The organism is Streptosporangium sp. NPDC000396 (genome assembly GCF_042898655.1).
Classification (GTDB): domain Bacteria; phylum Actinomycetota; class Actinomycetes; order Streptosporangiales; family Streptosporangiaceae; genus Streptosporangium.
In genome coordinates, this window is record NZ_JBIAZA010000012.1 from 117,213 (window position 1) to 131,250 (window position 14,038).

Consider the following 14,038-nt stretch of genomic DNA (forward strand, 5'->3'; position numbering starts at 1 on the left):
TCAGTTCCCGTCCCTGGGCACCGAGTCGGTGTGACTCACACCCGTGGGGAGCGCGCCGTTGCCGGACTGCTCCTTCGGGGTCAGGATCGGCGGCCGGTTGGACGGCAGCCGCTTGCCGTAGCCGGAGTAGGAGGGACGCTTCTCCTTGACGACCACCGGCGCGAAGATCTGCAGCACCTGCTCGCGGGAGAGCGTCTCCTTCTCCATGAGTTCGAGCACCAGGTTGTCGAGCACGTCGCGGTATTCGACGAGGATCTCCCAGGCCTGGTCGTGCGCGGTCTCGATGAGGCGGCGCACCTCCTCGTCGATCGTGGAGGCGATCTTCTCGGAGTAGTCGCGCTCGTGGCCCATCTCGCGGCCGAGGAAGACCTCGGCGTTGCCGCTGCCGAACTTGCGCGCACCGAGCTGCTCGCTCATGCCGTACTCGGTGACCATGCGGCGGGCGATGGAGGTGGCCTTCTCGATGTCGTTGGAGGCGCCGGTGGTGGGCTCGTGGAAGACGAGCTCCTCCGCCGTGCGGCCGCCCAGCAGCATCGCGAGCTGGTCCATCATCTCCGAGCGGGTCGCGAGGAACTTGTCCTCCATCGGAAGCGTCATCGTGTAACCGAGGGCGCGTCCGCGGGACAGGATCGTGATCTTGTGGACCGGGTCGGAGTTGGGCAGCGCGTGCGCGACCAGGGCGTGACCACCCTCGTGGTACGCGATGATCTTCTTTTCCTGGTCCGACATGACCCGGGACTTGCGCTCGGGACCGGCCATCACGCGGTCGATGGACTCCTCGAGCACCTCCATCGTGATCAGCTTCTGGTCGGCGCGCGCGGTGAGCAGCGCGGCCTCGTTGATCACGTTGGCCAGGTCGGCACCGGTGAAACCGGGCGTCCGGCGGGCGATGACGTCGAGGTCGACGCCCTCGGCGAACGGCTTGCCGCGGCCGTGCACCTTGAGGATGCCCTTGCGGCCCTCCAGGTCGGGGCGGTCGACGGTGACCTGACGGTCGAAGCGGCCGGGACGCAGCAGCGCCGGGTCGAGGATGTCGGGCCGGTTGGTCGCGGCGATCAGGATCACGCCGCCCTTGACGTCGAAGCCGTCCATCTCGACGAGGAGCTGGTTCAGCGTCTGCTCGCGCTCGTCGTGACCACCGCCGAGACCGGCGCCACGGTGGCGACCCACCGCGTCGATCTCGTCGATGAAGATGATCGCCGGGGCGTTCGTCTTGGCCTGCTCGAACAGGTCACGGACGCGCGAGGCGCCGACACCGACGAACATCTCGACGAAGTCGGAGCCGGAGATGGAGTAGAACGGCACGCCGGCCTCACCGGCGACGGCCCTGGCGAGCAGGGTCTTACCGGTTCCGGGCGGGCCGTACAGCAGGACACCCTTGGGGATCTTGGCGCCGATCGCCTGGAACTTGGCCGGGGCCTGCAGGAACTCCTTGATCTCCTGGAGCTCCTCGATGGCCTCGTCGGCACCCGCGACGTCGGCGAAGGTGGTCTTCGGCGTGTCCTTGGTGATGAGCTTGGCCTTCGACTTGCCGAAGTTCATCACCCGGGAGCCGCCGCCCTGCATCTGGTTCATGATGAACAGGAAGATCAGAACGATGATGACGATCGGCAGGAAGCTCACCAGGAGGCCGAGAAGGAAGTTCTCCTTCGGCACCTCGACGGTGTAACCCTCGGCGAGCTTGCCGCCCTTCTCCGCGGCTTCGAGCTTGTCTGCCAGCTGGACACCCTGACCGGTCACCCACGAGGAGTAGTAGCGCTTCTTGTCGGTCAGAGTGACCTCGATGCGCTGATCCTTGTCAATGATCTTCGCGTTGGAGACCTTGCCCTGGTCGATCCAGCTGATGACCTTGGAGGTGTCGGCCTTCTCGTAGCTCCCGTCACTGCTCCACATCGTGGTGACGAGCAGGAGTAGCACGACGATGCCCAGGATCCACAGCAGTGGCCCACGTGTAAATCGCTTGAGATCCATCCGATGCGGAACCCCGGCGGGCCCGTCCCTTCCTGACCATGGCCTGCAACCCCGGGCGAACCCGGGGCTCGCGGTATCCCAAACCGCTCCAACTGACTGCCGAGGGGAGGGCCCGGAAGCCCGCTCCCTCGGTGTCCGAAGGTACACCGGCGTGCCGCGCAGGGTAACTGCCCGGACAGTACCGGCTTTGCCCTACCAACGTACGTCAGGTATCCCAGTGTTCCCTGCCGCTCTGGGCAATGTCGCCTTTGTTAGGGGCCCACTTCGCGCAGGGCGTACTTTTTCAGCTCGCTCCATACACGTGAGGGGCGAGGGTCCCGATGAAGGGCAGATTGCGGTATTGCTCCGCGTAGTCGAGGCCGTAGCCGATGACGAACTCGTTGGGAATATCGAAACCGATGTATTTCACATCGATCGGCACCTTGACCGCGTCGGGCTTGCGAAGCGCGGCGCAGATCTCCACGGAGGCCGGGTTGCGCGACTTCAGGTTGTGCACCAGCCACGACAGGGTCAGGCCGGAGTCGATGATGTCCTCGACGACCAGCACGTGACGGCCCGCGATGTCGGTGTCCAGGTCCTTGAGCACACGCACGACGCCCGAGGACTTGGTGCCCGCGCCATAGGACGACACGGCCATCCAGTCCATCTGGAGCGGCAGGTGCAGCGCCCTGGCCAGGTCGGCCATGACCATGACCGCGCCCTTGAGCACACCCACGATCAGCAGTTCCTTGCCCGCGTAGTCCTCGTCGATCCGGCCCGCGAGCTCCTTGATCTTCGTTTGGAGCTCTTCCTCGGAGATGAGGACCTTCGCGAGGTCCTTACCCATGTCGGCTGCGTCCACCTGGGATTTCCTTACGAAACGGGACTGATTTACTGTCTGGCGAATATCAGGGTGCCACACCGACGGACCACCCCAATCCCCCCGGGGACCTCTACTCGCCGCTGCCCCCGCCACTCGGTGATCAAACGGTCCACCTGGAGGACGTGCGACGCCGCGAGCGTGCCCGCCGGAGCCCCCGCCTCGATCGCCGCCCGTCGCAGCACCCGCCGCCGCACCGCGACGGGCAGGTCCGAAAGATCCGATACGGCCAGCGCCACCGTTCCGATATCGCTAAGAGCGGAATCACGGACGACGGTCCGCGCGTAGACGGTTTCGGCCCAGTCGTCCAGGGCGTCGGCGTCCTCCCGGCAGAGGATCGCGGTCCTGGAGAGCGCCTCGGCGATTCCGGGCCCCAGCTCGTCCTCCAGGGCCGGCAGCAGCCGCTCACGGACCCGGACGCGGGTGTAGCGGGGGTCGAGGTTGTGCGGGTCGTTCCACGGCGTCAGCCCGAGCGCCGCGCAGACCGCCACGGTCGTCTCGCGGCCCAGCTCCAGCAGCGGCCGCCGGTAGAGCCCCGCCCGCGCGGGCATCCCCGCCAGCGACCGCGTCCCGCTCCCCCTGGCCAGCCGGAGCAGGACGGTCTCCGCCTGGTCGTCCCTGGTGTGCCCGAGAAGCACGGCCGCCGCCCCGAGGCGCTCGGCGGCCTCGGACAACGCCGCGTATCTGGCCTCCCTGGCCGCCGCCTCGGGACCTCCCGAGGTTCCGACGGAGACGCTCAGCGCCTCGGCGGGGGCCAGCCCAAGGGTGGGCGCGAGCCGTACGACGTCGGCGGCCTGCTCCGCGGAGCCCGCCTGAAGGCCGTGGTCGACGGTCAGCAGGCCGCCGCGAAGCCCGATCCGGGGCGCCACGAACCCCAGCGCGGCGGCCAGCGCGAGGGAGTCGGCGCCGCCGCTGCACGCGACGACCACGAGAGCACCGGGCGCCAGGTCGTCCAGCGCGTGCCGTACGGCACGGCGGACATCGGCGACGACAGGAGGCGGACCCATGTCCGCCATTGTCGGGCCTCGGATCAGCCTGTGGTGCCGTTGACCTCGGACCAGCGCGTGGCGCCCGTCGGCCCCAGGTCAGCCCGCGGTGCCCATCGGCCTCGGATCAGCCCGTGGCGCCGTCGGCCTCGGGAAGGGCCGGGGTGTCGATCACCCTGGCGATCCATTGCTCGGGCCTGCTGATCTCCTGCTGGGTGGGAAGCGTCTCCGGGGAGGTCCAGACCTTGTTGAAACCGTCCATGCCCACGCGGTCGACGACCGTGCGGACGAAGGTGGAGCCCTCGGCGTACTGCTTCATCTTGAGGTCGAGCCCGAGCAGCCTGCGGACCATGCGGTCGAGGTTGGAACCGCCCTCGCGGCGGTGGTGGAACTTGGCGCGGATGTCGGCCACCGAGGGGACCACCGAGGGGCCGACCGCGTCCATGACGTAGTCTCCGTGGCCCTCGACCAGCGTCATCACCGCGGTGAGCCGGTCGAGGATCTTCTTCTGCTCCGGCGTCTGGATCGCGTCGATCAGATTGCCCTCGCCACCCCGGACGGCGTCGGCGACCGCGTCGGCGGCCGAGCGGAGCCGTTCCAGGAGCGTGCTCAGGTCCATGTCGGAGGCGAGCAGGAACTCGGTCATCTGGGAACGGACGTATTCCCGCAGCCAGGGGACACCGGTGAACTGCACCCGGTGGGTCTCCTCGTGCAGGCAGACCCAGAGACGGAAGTCGCGCGGGTTGACGTTGAGCTCCTGCTCGACGTGCACGATGTTGGGCGCGACCAGGGTGAGACGGCCGGTGGCCGCCTGGCCCGTGGGGTCGGGCGGGAGGAACAGTTCGTACTGCCCGAGGACGCGGGAGGCGAGGAAGGCCAGCACCGCGCCGACCTCGATCCCGGTGACGCGGGAGCCGACCGCGCTCACGATCGCCGGCGTCTGGTCCCTGCGGGCGGCCATCCGCTGGGTCAGCGGCTCCAGGACCACCCGGAAGCCCTCGACGTTGGCCTTGATCCAGCCGGGCCGGTCGACGATGGTCGCGGGCTCCGGCGCGGTCTCGGTGTCGATCCGGGTGAACTCGCGGACGTGCCCTTCGGCCTCGCGAGACAGCTGTCTCAGCTCCACGACCGCTTGCCGGGCCTCCTCTCTGCTCACTTGAGGCCCGGGGCGCACCAAGCGCGTTCCGGTCGTCACGGCAAGGTCCCAGTCGATCACCTGCATACCGTCCACCGTACGTGGTCTCCGACCGCGCCGCGCGCCCCAGGTCGTCGATCAGCCGGCCGCGACGGTGGCGGCCAGCCTGTCGAGCGCCGCTTCCGCCTTGCCCCAGCCGGGTGGGACATGATCGGCCATGAAGGCGAACGTCACCAGGCGTCCGCTCTTCGTGGTGGTCATCCCGGCCAGCGTGCTGACCCCGTCGAGGGTGCCGGTCTTCGCGCGGACCAGGCCGTAGGCGGAGTCGCTCTTGCCGAACCGGTGGCCGAGCGTGCCGCTGAACCCGGCCACCGGCATGCCGCTGATGATCGGGTGCAGGTGGGAGTTCGCCGGGGAGGCCGCCACCGCGACCAGGCGGGCCAGGCTCGCGGGAGCGATGCGGTTCTTGGGCGACAGCCCGCTGCCGTCGAAGACCTGCACGCCCTCGGCCGCCTTCAGCCGGGTCAGCACCTGCTGCACGGCCGCCGCGGCGCCGTCGAAGGAGGCGGGCTTGCCCTCCTTGACGGCCACCTGCCTGGCCAGGGCCTCCGCGAGGTCGTTGTCGCTGAGCGTCAGCATCCGCTCGACCAGGGCGTAGACCGGCGCGGAGTCGACCCTTGCGATCTCCTGGGCGGTGGCGGGCGCCTTGGCCCGGCGGGCGGACCGGGAAACCGTGACGCCGTACTTCGACAGCAGCGAGACGAACGCCCCGTGCGCCGTGCGCGAGGGGTCGGAGACCCGGTCGCGGCTGCCGGAGGCGACCCTCCCCTCGTTGACCATGAGCGCCGTGACCGGGGCGACGTTGCCCTGGGGGGCCACATAACCGGGCTTCCAGGTCGAGGCGGTGCGCGGCCCGGTGTAGAGGCTGTCGTCGTAGGCCACCGTCACCTTGGTGACCCCGGCCGCTTTGAGCGCCTTCGCGGTGCGCAGGGCGAGCATGGCGAGCGAGGCCGGCTGGGGGTAGACCAGACCGGCCGGCGACCTGGAGCCCGCCAGCGTCGGGTCTCCCCCGCCGACCAGGATGATCGAGTCGGGCGAGGCCCCCCGGACCACGCGGGTGCTCAACCTGGCGTCCGGCCCCAGAGAGGCCAGCGAGGCCACCCCGGTGACGACCTTGGTGGTGGAGGCGGGGGTGAGGCCCGCATCCGCGCCGCTGTCGAACAACCTGGCGCCGCTCTCGGCGTCGATGACCACGGCGCCCACGCTTCCGCCCAGTGCGGGGTCCCCCAGCGCCTCGGTGAGGCGCCTCGCCAAAGTACCCTTGGCAGGGAGAGGTCCGTTCCCCCCCGAGGCCAGCACCGGACCCGCGGTGATGACCGGGACGGGAGGCGGCTCAGGTGAAGCGACCGGTTCGGGAGCCTTCTTGGCCAGCAGTCCGCTGGTGAGCAAGTGGGCGCCGGCCGCGACGACGAACAGTTGCAGCAAGACGAGAGTGACCAAGGCCACCCCCCGCTCACGCCGCATCATGTCGCCGACCTCTCATCATTTCGGTATGCCAACAGGTACCAACCAGGTATCAACGCTTACGAGACACTAACGCCCGGCCGGGAGTGCCCGGAGGGCTTGAGCGGAGGAACAAGCGGTGGAGTTCGACGTTCTCGTTGAGATTCCCAAGGGACAACGGAACAAGTATGAGGTGGACCACGAGTCCGGGCGGATCAGGCTCGACCGGATGCTCTTCACCTCCACGCAGTACCCCGCCGACTACGGTTTCATCGAGAACACCCTCGGCGAGGACGGCGACCCCCTCGACGCCCTGGTGCTGCTTCAGGAGCCGACATTCCCCGGCTGCCTGATCAAGTGCCGCGCCGTCGGCATGTTCCGCATGACCGACGAAAAGGGTGGCGACGACAAGGTCCTGTGCGTTCCCGCCACGGACCCCCGGATGGAGCACATCCGCGACATCCACCACGTTCCGGAGTTCGACCGTCTGGAGATCCAGCACTTCTTCGAGGTCTACAAGGACCTGGAGCCGGGCAAGTCCGTCGAAGGCGCCAACTGGGTCGGACGGGTCGAGGCCGAGGAGGAGATCACGCGCTCCATCAGCCGCGCCCAGGAACAGCAGCACTGAGTATCAGGCCGGGCGGGTCGCGCCGACGAGGTCCTTACGCCATATCGGCGCGACCCGAACCACGTCTCCTGTCTGCGGGGCGTGCACCATCAGACCCCTGCCGATGTAGATCCCCACGTGGGAGATGTCGGCCGGGTTCCGGGTGCTCCGGCCGAAGAACAGCAGGTCCCCCCGGCGGATCTGGCTGAGCCGCACGTGCCGCCCCGAGGTCCACTGGGTGCCCGTCCAGTGGTCCATCTTGACCCCGACCCGCGCCCACGCCCGCATGGTCAGGCCTGAGCAGTCGTAGCCGCGGGGCCCGGTGCCCGCCCACACGTACGGCTTGTCGAGCTGGGTGAGCGCCCAGTCGGCGGCGATGTCGCCCCGCGACGTCCACGGGGTCGAATTGAGCGTCCAGACCGGTCCGGGCCCCGCGGGAGCCGATGCGGCCTGCACCCCCTCATCTGCCGGCGCCACGACCTGACGGTCCTCATACGCCGGCGCCATGACCTGATGGTCCTCATGTGCCGACGTCACCGCCCGACGGTTCTCATGTGCCGGCGCCACGGCCCGGTGGTTTCCGTGCCTGACTCTGGCTCGCTCTTTGACGGCCCTGCCTCCCCCGAGCGCCGCCTTCCGCTTTCCGGCGAGCCGGCTCGTGGTGGCCCTGACCCCACCTGCCCGCTCCCGCAGTCCCGCCTTCGCCGCCTTAAGCCTGCGCACCTCGGAGTCCTGCCTGGCCACGGCCTCGCCGACGGTCTTCTTCCCCTCGGCGGCCCAGGGCACCACCCCCTGCTGCCCGCCATAGGCCTCCTCAGCCTCGGCCTGGGCCCAGGGAATGAGGATCTGCCGGGTGTCATCCGGTTGCCCGAACTCCTCGGCCTGGACTTCCCCCGTGTACATCGGGATCTCGACCCGGTGCGGGCGATACTGCTCCATGCCGCCGGTATCGGCCGTCACCGGCGGCCTGAGGTCCTGATCGGCGTGACTCCACGCGTTCAGCTCCGCGAGCATGGCCTGAGCCTCTTCGAGGCGGACTCTGGCCGCCTCTAACCGTTTACTCCGTTCGACGGCTTTGGACCGGGCCTCGGCGGCTTCCTCGGCGGACGGGCCCGGTTTGGCCGGCATCGCGTGAGCCGGTGCACCCACACCTGCGATCAAGAAACAGGCGAGTCCCGCCACTCCTACGGCGGCGCATCGGCGTCTTCCCTTTACGGAGTGCATATGTTCACCTCCCGAATCGCCGGATGTCGCTGTATGTCATTGCGCGGCATCCGGCTTAACTCAGGATTCCCACTAGTCACTCTTCGCACACATATAACACACGTAACGCAATCAATGCAGATGGGGCGGCTTTTAGCGCGATGACTGCGGAGAAGTAAGGCAACGGAATCTCGGCACTCATGCCGAAGAGCGCGTCAGACGGCGGACTTCGGCGCGGAGGGCGTGGCCGTCGGCCTGTCCGTCGCGGCAGGTGGCTCCGAAGGCGCGGGAGACTCCGACGGGGACGCGGTGGGCTTGTCCGTGGGAGTGGGTGTGGGGGTCGGCTTTGGAGCGGTCGGGGTGGGCTGTGGAGGCGTGGGCTTCGGCGACGGCGTTGGTTTCGATGTTGGTTTCGGCGTTGGTTTCGGTGTGGGGTTCGACGTTGGCTTCGGGGCCGGACGGGTGGGAGCCGGGGATGGAGGGGTCGGCCTGGGGGTGGTCCGGCAGAAGTGGGAGCCGGACCTGCCTCCCTGGTGGTCATGCGGCGGACCAGGCCTTTCCGGCGTGACCGGGCGTGGAGGGGCAGGCTCCGGCCGGGACGGCTCGTGAGGTGCGGAAGGCCGCGTGGGCCTCGCCGTCGGAGCCCTCGGTCCGCCGGTGGGCCTCGGGGAGTGCCCGTCGGGCACGGGCTCGCTGACGGCGATCGGCTCCGTCAGCCCGACGGAGCCGATCGGGTGGGTGGACGCCCCCTCCACGAGAGGCTCCAGGGTCATCGGGATGTCGCCCGGCTTGGGACTCCACGGCAGACGGACACCCGGCGGCTCCACGGTCGCCGGTGACGTCTCCGACGCGACGGCGACGACCGTCTCGCCGGACCCGCCCACGAACTGGGCGACGGCCAGGGCTATCGCGGCCACTGCCGCGACCGCGGCCATCGCACCGGCCATCGCGCAAGACCGGCGACGGTTTCCGCGAATCCTCTCGATGGGAAAGCCGCCGGCGTCGAGAGCACCGACCCTCCGGGCGACATGGCGCCGGTAGGGGACGAGTTCGGGGTCGGTGAAGCAGCTCATCACCCGCACGCGCAGCGTCTCCGGCAGCACGACCACAGGCAGCAGGTCGAAGACCTTGTCCGCGGAGACCTGTCTGGCCCGGTGCGGCGCGCAGGTGCCGCAGCGGCTCATGTGGCGGACGATCCGTTGGCGTTTCTCCAGGGGGAGCTCTCCGGGGAAGTCGCCCAGCAGCCGCATCCGGCTCGCGCAGTCACGCGGCCCCTTGCGGGCGAGAACCTCGACGGCGACCACGTCGCGCAGCCGTTCTCTCGCCGATTCGTACATCGTTCCGGCGGTTTTGACGGAGACCCCCAGCACCGTGGCGAGGTCGTCGATGGTCAGGCCGTGCCGGGAGGTCAGCTCAAGAACCTCGCGGTCTTCCGGCGGAAGACTCCGGACGGCGTTCCAGGCCATCGTCCGTGGTCCCGCTTCGTCGCCTTCGGCGGGCGCCACGTCCACGGCCGGCGGGTCCAGGTCGGCCGCCAGGCGCCGCCGTACGCACTCTCCCCGAGCGAGTGCGTACAGCCACGTCTCCAGCCGATCGGGGTCGGCGAGCGCGTGGATGTGGGCCTCGGCGGCGATCAGGGTGTCGCGGAGCGCCACCTGCGAGCCGTCGGGGCCGCCCAGCATGAACCAGCAGTATCGATAGAGTCCCTCGGCGTAGGAGTCATAGAGCGCGTTGAGGGCCCCCGGCTTCCGTGCGCGGAGAGCTTCGACCAGGACGCTGTCGTTCATGTGGCAGACGGTAAATGATTGGTAACTGACAGTTCCAGGAAATCTTGCGCATTGACTATTACTGTATTCATTTTGTCAAGATCAGAAACAAACAACGCCATGCGGCATGCACTTATAAATCCCGACTAACAGCTACTTTTCGGGTGCCGCCGTGCCAATCGGTTTCCCGTCAAGACCCTTGGGAAGAGGAATGCCGAGCTGGGCGAAAACGGTGGCCGCCACGTCCACCTGACGGGCGTCCCTTCTCCGCACCCCCCGCGCGATGCCCGGCCCGGCGGCGAGCAGGAAGATGCCCCGTTCCTTCAGGGATTCGCCCCCGTGACCGCCCTCGTCCCGGTGACCGTGGTCGGTGACGATGATGATCGTCCATTTCTCCGCGGGGAAGATCGGCCGGGCCCGGATCGCATCGAACAACCGGCCGAGACGGCTGTCCATCAGCTCGATCGCCCTCAGGTAGTCGCGGCCGAGTGCCCCTTTCCGGTGGGCGACCGCGTCGGTGGAGTCAAGGTGCACGAATCCGACGTCGATCTGGGTGGTGCGGAGGAGGTCGCTCATCCGGCCGACGACGAGATCGTCCTTGACTCCGGCGCCGTATCGCCTGTCACGGCTGGTGGTGCGCAGGTCGACCCGGGGCCCGACCGCCCCGGTCTTCGGCAGTAGTCGCCAGGAGGTCACGGCCGCGGTGTTCAGGCTCGGCCGGATCCTCTCCAGCCGCGTCAGAAAGTCCGGATATTTCTTGAACTTACTTCCTTTGAAGGAATTGTTATGCACGCCGTGCTTGTCTGGCCCCACCCCGGTCAGCACGGTCGTCCATCCGGGACCGCTGCTGGAACGGACACTTTTCATCACTTTCCGGCGCCCGTTCTTCAGAAGCCTCAGATAACCGGTCTTCAACACCTTCAAATACCCGGTGGCGAAGGTACCGGCCTCCATCAGCCGCCGGAAATGCGGCACCCTCGCCGCGAGGAGCCTGTCGGGCCGTACTCCGTCCACGCCGACGACCAGCACCTTCGGTCGCGGCGGAGGCTTCATGATGAGCGTCATCGCCCCGGACAGGGGCGGCGAAGGGGTGACCACCGTCACGGTGCTGGGTCTCGGCGACGGCTCGACTCGCGGCCCGCCCGGGACGCCGCCGCAGCCCGACGCCAGCAGCACCGCCGGCCAGGCCAGCGAGACCGGCAGGATCCTCGGCGACGTCCGAGACCGGCCCTTCGCCTCCGGACGGCGGGCGCGGCCGGTCCGCCTCGCCGTAGCCATGGTCGTCGCCGTACACCACGCGTGAGAGACGCCTCGCCGTACACTCCGCGTGAGAGAAACGGTCACGGCCGGGCGTCACCGGGGGGCATCCCCTGCCTGCCGCGGTCCTTCGCGAACGGGGCCGTGGTCGGCTTGGCCGTGTGTATCGGGGCGAGGCCGCCCAGGGCCAGCTCCTCATAGGGGCGGCTGCTCGATCCCCAGGTGCTCGCGACCACCTCGGCCCCGGCTATCTTGCCGGTGTCCGCGACGTTCTCGATGTTCATGATGAACCGCTGCTTCTTGCCCGTGCGCACGTCGTCCACGAACGCGCTCCCGCCGCCGAGCAGCTTGCCGTTCTTGTCTCGCAGGAGCGCGGTGACCGCCAAGCTGTCGGCCGGCAGCCTGTACGGCGTGCCGACGTATCCGGTGACCAGGTAGCTGCCGTCCTTGCGCTCGGTCAGCACGTCGGAGACGGGGAACGACTCGAAGGCCGAGACGATCCGGCCCGCCTGGCGCCATTGGGCCGGGCGATACTCGATGCTCACCTGGGTCGGCTTCTCGACGGCGACCACCTGGCCGGTGAAGGAGAGCGACCCGGCCGGCGGAACGGCGTCCAGCGACTGCTGCAGGCGGGCGACCTCCTTGCCCTGGGCGTTCTTCGCGACCACCGTCGCCACCACGTGCTCGCCGAAATGCCAGGGGTTGCCGTTGGCCAGCACCCCGGCCCAGCTCACCACATATCCGCCGCCGCTCTTGCGGATGGACGAGACCTGCTCTTTGACAGTCAGCGGCCGAAGCTGGGTGACCTGCTCCTCCTCAGCGCTGGAACAGCCGGTGAGGAGCAGGAGAGCGAGAGCGCCGACGATTCGGGTGCTGTGGGTCACCTAGTGGTGATAACCCGTGAACGCACGGCTCTCCAGGGGACACGCTCAGGTCGGGCGAACTCTTTAACGGCCTCTTTAACAGCCGCTTTAACGGCGGCGGACCACCCGGGTCTCGTCCCAGACCGGTTCGGACGATTCGTACACCATTCCGTCGGAGCCGAAGACGAGATAGCGGTCGAAGTCGTCGGCGAACCAGCGGTCGTGCGTGACCGCGACCACGGTCCCGTCGAAGGCGTTCAGCCCCTCCTGCAGTGCCTCCGCACTGGCCAGGTCGAGGTTGTCGGTCGGCTCGTCCAGCAGCAGCAACGTGGTGCCGGACAGTTCGAGCAGCAGGATCTGCAGCCGCGCCTGCTGCCCGCCGGACAACGTCTCGAACCGCTGCTCACCGATGGTCCCGGCCAGCTCGTACCGCGACAGCGCCTTCATCGCCTCGTTCTTCAGGCGGGCGTGCTCGGTCATGACGATCTCGCAGGGCGTCCGGCCGACGAGCTCAGGGCGGGCGTGGGTCTGCGCGAAGTGGCCGGGGACGACCCGGGAGCCGAACCTGGCCACGCCGGTGTGCTTGACCTCCTCCCCGGCCATCAGCCGCAGGAAGTGCGACTTGCCGGAGCCGTTGGAGCCCAGCACGGCGACGCGCTCGCCGTACCAGATCTCCATGTCGAAGGGCTTCATCAGGCCGGTGAGCTCCAGTTGCTCGCAGATCACCGCGCGCTTGGCGGTCCGGCCGCCCTTGAGCCTCATGCTGATGAACTGATCCTTGGGCGCCGCCTCGGGCGGACCGGCCTCCTCGAACCGGCGCAGCCGGGTCTGGGCCGAGTGATAGGCGGCGGCCATGGTGTCCATGTATTTCGCCTTGTTCTTGAGCATGTTGACCAGGCGCTTGAGCTTGGCGTGCTCCTCGTCCCAGCGTTTCTTCAGCTCCTCAAGGCGCTCGTTGCGCTCCCTGCGCGCCTCGGCGTAGGTGCGAAAACCCCCGCCGTGAACCCAGATGTTGCCGGACTCGACGGTGATGATCCGGTCTGCCGCGTTGGCCAGAAGCTCCCGGTCATGGCTGACCAGCAGCACCGTCTTGGGCGTCTCGCGGAGCGCCTGCTCCAGCCACAGCTTGCCCGGCACGTCCAGGTAGTTGTCCGGCTCGTCCAGCAGCAGCGTCTGGTCGGGGCCCCGCAGCAGCGCCTCCAGCACCAGCCGTTTCTGCTCGCCACCCGACAACGTGTTGACCTCGCGGTATTTGCAGTTGTCGTACGGTATGCCGAGCGCGGCCATCGTGCAGGTGTCCCAGAGCACCTCCATGTCGTAGCCGCCCGCGTCGGTGTAGTCCGTGATGGCCTGCGCGTAGCGCATCTGGGCCTTCTCGTCCTCGCGTTCCATCATCACGAGCTCGGCGGCGTCGAGATCTGCCGCCGCCCGCCGTACGCGCTCGGGGGCGACGCTGACCAGCAGGTCGTGCACGGTCCGCCCGTCGCGGATGCTGCCGATGAACTGGCGCATGATCCCCAGCCCACCGGAGCTGGCGACGGTTCCCTCGATCGGTTGCAGGTCTCCGGCGATCAGCCGCATCAGCGTCGTCTTGCCCGCTCCGTTGGGCCCGACGAGCGCCGCCTTGACCCCTTCACCGACCCGGAAGGACACGTCATCCAGCAACGGCCGCCCGTCCGGCAGCACATATGTCAGATGCCCGATCTCGACGTGTCCCACGGCGACTCCCCTCCAAAGGTCCTCGCGCAGGCTACATGCCGTTCTCTCCGAAGACATCCGGGTTTCTTCCGGACCGCCCACGCGAACGGCCCTTCCCTCCTGATGCCACAGCGGGGAACCCGGCCCAGGATCGGGCGACGGTCTCCTACGCCGCTACGGGTTCAGCTAC

General features: G+C 68.5%; 12 protein-coding genes. 2 read left to right on the plus strand and 10 right to left on the minus strand.

Going from position 1 to position 14,038, the window contains the following annotated elements; translation table 11 throughout:
• The 5 genes from ftsH to dacB all read right to left on the minus strand — a co-directional run bounded on the left by ftsH (position 1) and on the right by dacB (position 6,457).
• Positions 1–1,971, minus strand: a complete 1,971-nt coding sequence (gene ftsH, locus ACFY2X_RS20810) for an ATP-dependent zinc metalloprotease FtsH (protein ID WP_389940121.1) — start codon at positions 1,969–1,971, stop codon at positions 1–3.
• Positions 1,972–2,254: 283 nt separating this feature from the next.
• Positions 2,255–2,812, minus strand: coding sequence for a hypoxanthine phosphoribosyltransferase (gene hpt, locus ACFY2X_RS20815; protein WP_389940122.1), 558 nt, complete (start codon positions 2,810–2,812; stop codon positions 2,255–2,257).
• 29 nt (positions 2,813–2,841) lie between these two features.
• A complete protein-coding gene (gene tilS / locus ACFY2X_RS20820; protein ID WP_389940123.1) occupies positions 2,842–3,837 on the minus strand; it encodes a tRNA lysidine(34) synthetase TilS in 996 nt (331 codons plus the stop codon).
• A gap of 106 nt (positions 3,838–3,943) precedes the next feature.
• Positions 3,944–5,038, minus strand: a complete 1,095-nt coding sequence (locus ACFY2X_RS20825) for a zinc-dependent metalloprotease (RefSeq protein WP_389940124.1) — start codon at positions 5,036–5,038, stop codon at positions 3,944–3,946.
• A gap of 51 nt (positions 5,039–5,089) precedes the next feature.
• Positions 5,090–6,457: a D-alanyl-D-alanine carboxypeptidase/D-alanyl-D-alanine-endopeptidase gene (dacB, locus tag ACFY2X_RS20830; protein ID WP_389940295.1), complete on the minus strand. Its 1,368-nt coding sequence runs from the start codon at positions 6,455–6,457 to the stop codon at positions 5,090–5,092.
• Positions 6,458–6,593: 136 nt separating this feature from the next.
• Between dacB and ACFY2X_RS20835 the strand changes: the two genes are divergently transcribed.
• Positions 6,594–7,082 (plus strand): inorganic diphosphatase, encoded by a 489-nt coding sequence (locus tag ACFY2X_RS20835; protein WP_389940125.1) that lies wholly within the window; start codon positions 6,594–6,596, stop codon positions 7,080–7,082.
• Positions 7,083–7,085: 3 nt separating this feature from the next.
• On the opposite strand, the gene ACFY2X_RS20840 is transcribed toward ACFY2X_RS20835, so the two are convergent.
• From ACFY2X_RS20840 to ACFY2X_RS20850, 3 genes are all read right to left on the minus strand, one after another.
• The gene (locus ACFY2X_RS20840; protein WP_389940126.1) at positions 7,086–8,075 is read right to left on the minus strand and encodes a C40 family peptidase; all 990 of its coding nucleotides are present in this window, start codon (positions 8,073–8,075) and stop codon (positions 7,086–7,088) included.
• 404 nt (positions 8,076–8,479) lie between these two features.
• Positions 8,480–10,051: a sigma factor-like helix-turn-helix DNA-binding protein gene (locus ACFY2X_RS20845; RefSeq protein WP_389940127.1), complete on the minus strand. Its 1,572-nt coding sequence runs from the start codon at positions 10,049–10,051 to the stop codon at positions 8,480–8,482.
• Positions 10,052–10,183: 132 nt separating this feature from the next.
• Positions 10,184–11,083, minus strand: a complete 900-nt coding sequence (locus ACFY2X_RS20850) for an alkaline phosphatase family protein (RefSeq protein ID WP_389940128.1) — start codon at positions 11,081–11,083, stop codon at positions 10,184–10,186.
• Here ACFY2X_RS20850 and ACFY2X_RS20855 point away from each other — a divergent pair.
• Entirely contained in the window at positions 11,082–11,333 is a 252-nt protein-coding gene (locus tag ACFY2X_RS20855; protein WP_389940129.1) for a hypothetical protein, read from the plus strand. The two genes, ACFY2X_RS20850 and ACFY2X_RS20855, sit on opposite strands and share 2 nt — an antisense overlap.
• A gap of 37 nt (positions 11,334–11,370) precedes the next feature.
• Here ACFY2X_RS20855 and ACFY2X_RS20860 read toward each other — a convergent pair whose 3' ends face one another.
• Together ACFY2X_RS20860 and ACFY2X_RS20865 are read right to left on the minus strand one after the other, a co-directional pair.
• Positions 11,371–12,171: a hypothetical protein gene (locus ACFY2X_RS20860; RefSeq protein WP_389940130.1), complete on the minus strand. Its 801-nt coding sequence runs from the start codon at positions 12,169–12,171 to the stop codon at positions 11,371–11,373.
• An 87-nt stretch (positions 12,172–12,258) separates the two neighbouring features.
• Positions 12,259–13,869: an ABC-F family ATP-binding cassette domain-containing protein gene (locus ACFY2X_RS20865; protein ID WP_389940131.1), complete on the minus strand. Its 1,611-nt coding sequence runs from the start codon at positions 13,867–13,869 to the stop codon at positions 12,259–12,261.
• Positions 13,870–14,038: the final 169 nt, after the last annotated feature.

Coding starts and splice junctions, on each gene's coding strand:
- ftsH (WP_389940121.1), bottom strand. CDS start 1,971: ATGGATCTCAAGCGATTTACACGTGGGCCACTGCTGTGGATCCTGGGC.
- tilS (WP_389940123.1), bottom strand. CDS start 3,837: ATGGGTCCGCCTCCTGTCGTCGCCGATGTCCGCCGTGCCGTACGGCAC.
- ACFY2X_RS20825 (WP_389940124.1), bottom strand. CDS start 5,038: ATGCAGGTGATCGACTGGGACCTTGCCGTGACGACCGGAACGCGCTTG.
- ACFY2X_RS20840 (WP_389940126.1), bottom strand. CDS start 8,075: ATGCTCGCGGAGCTGAACGCGTGGAGTCACGCCGATCAGGACCTCAGG.
- ACFY2X_RS20845 (WP_389940127.1), bottom strand. CDS start 10,051: ATGAACGACAGCGTCCTGGTCGAAGCTCTCCGCGCACGGAAGCCGGGG.
- ACFY2X_RS20855 (WP_389940129.1), top strand. CDS start 11,082: ATGATGAGCGTCATCGCCCCGGACAGGGGCGGCGAAGGGGTGACCACC.
- ACFY2X_RS20850 (WP_389940128.1), bottom strand. CDS start 11,083: ATGAAGCCTCCGCCGCGACCGAAGGTGCTGGTCGTCGGCGTGGACGGA.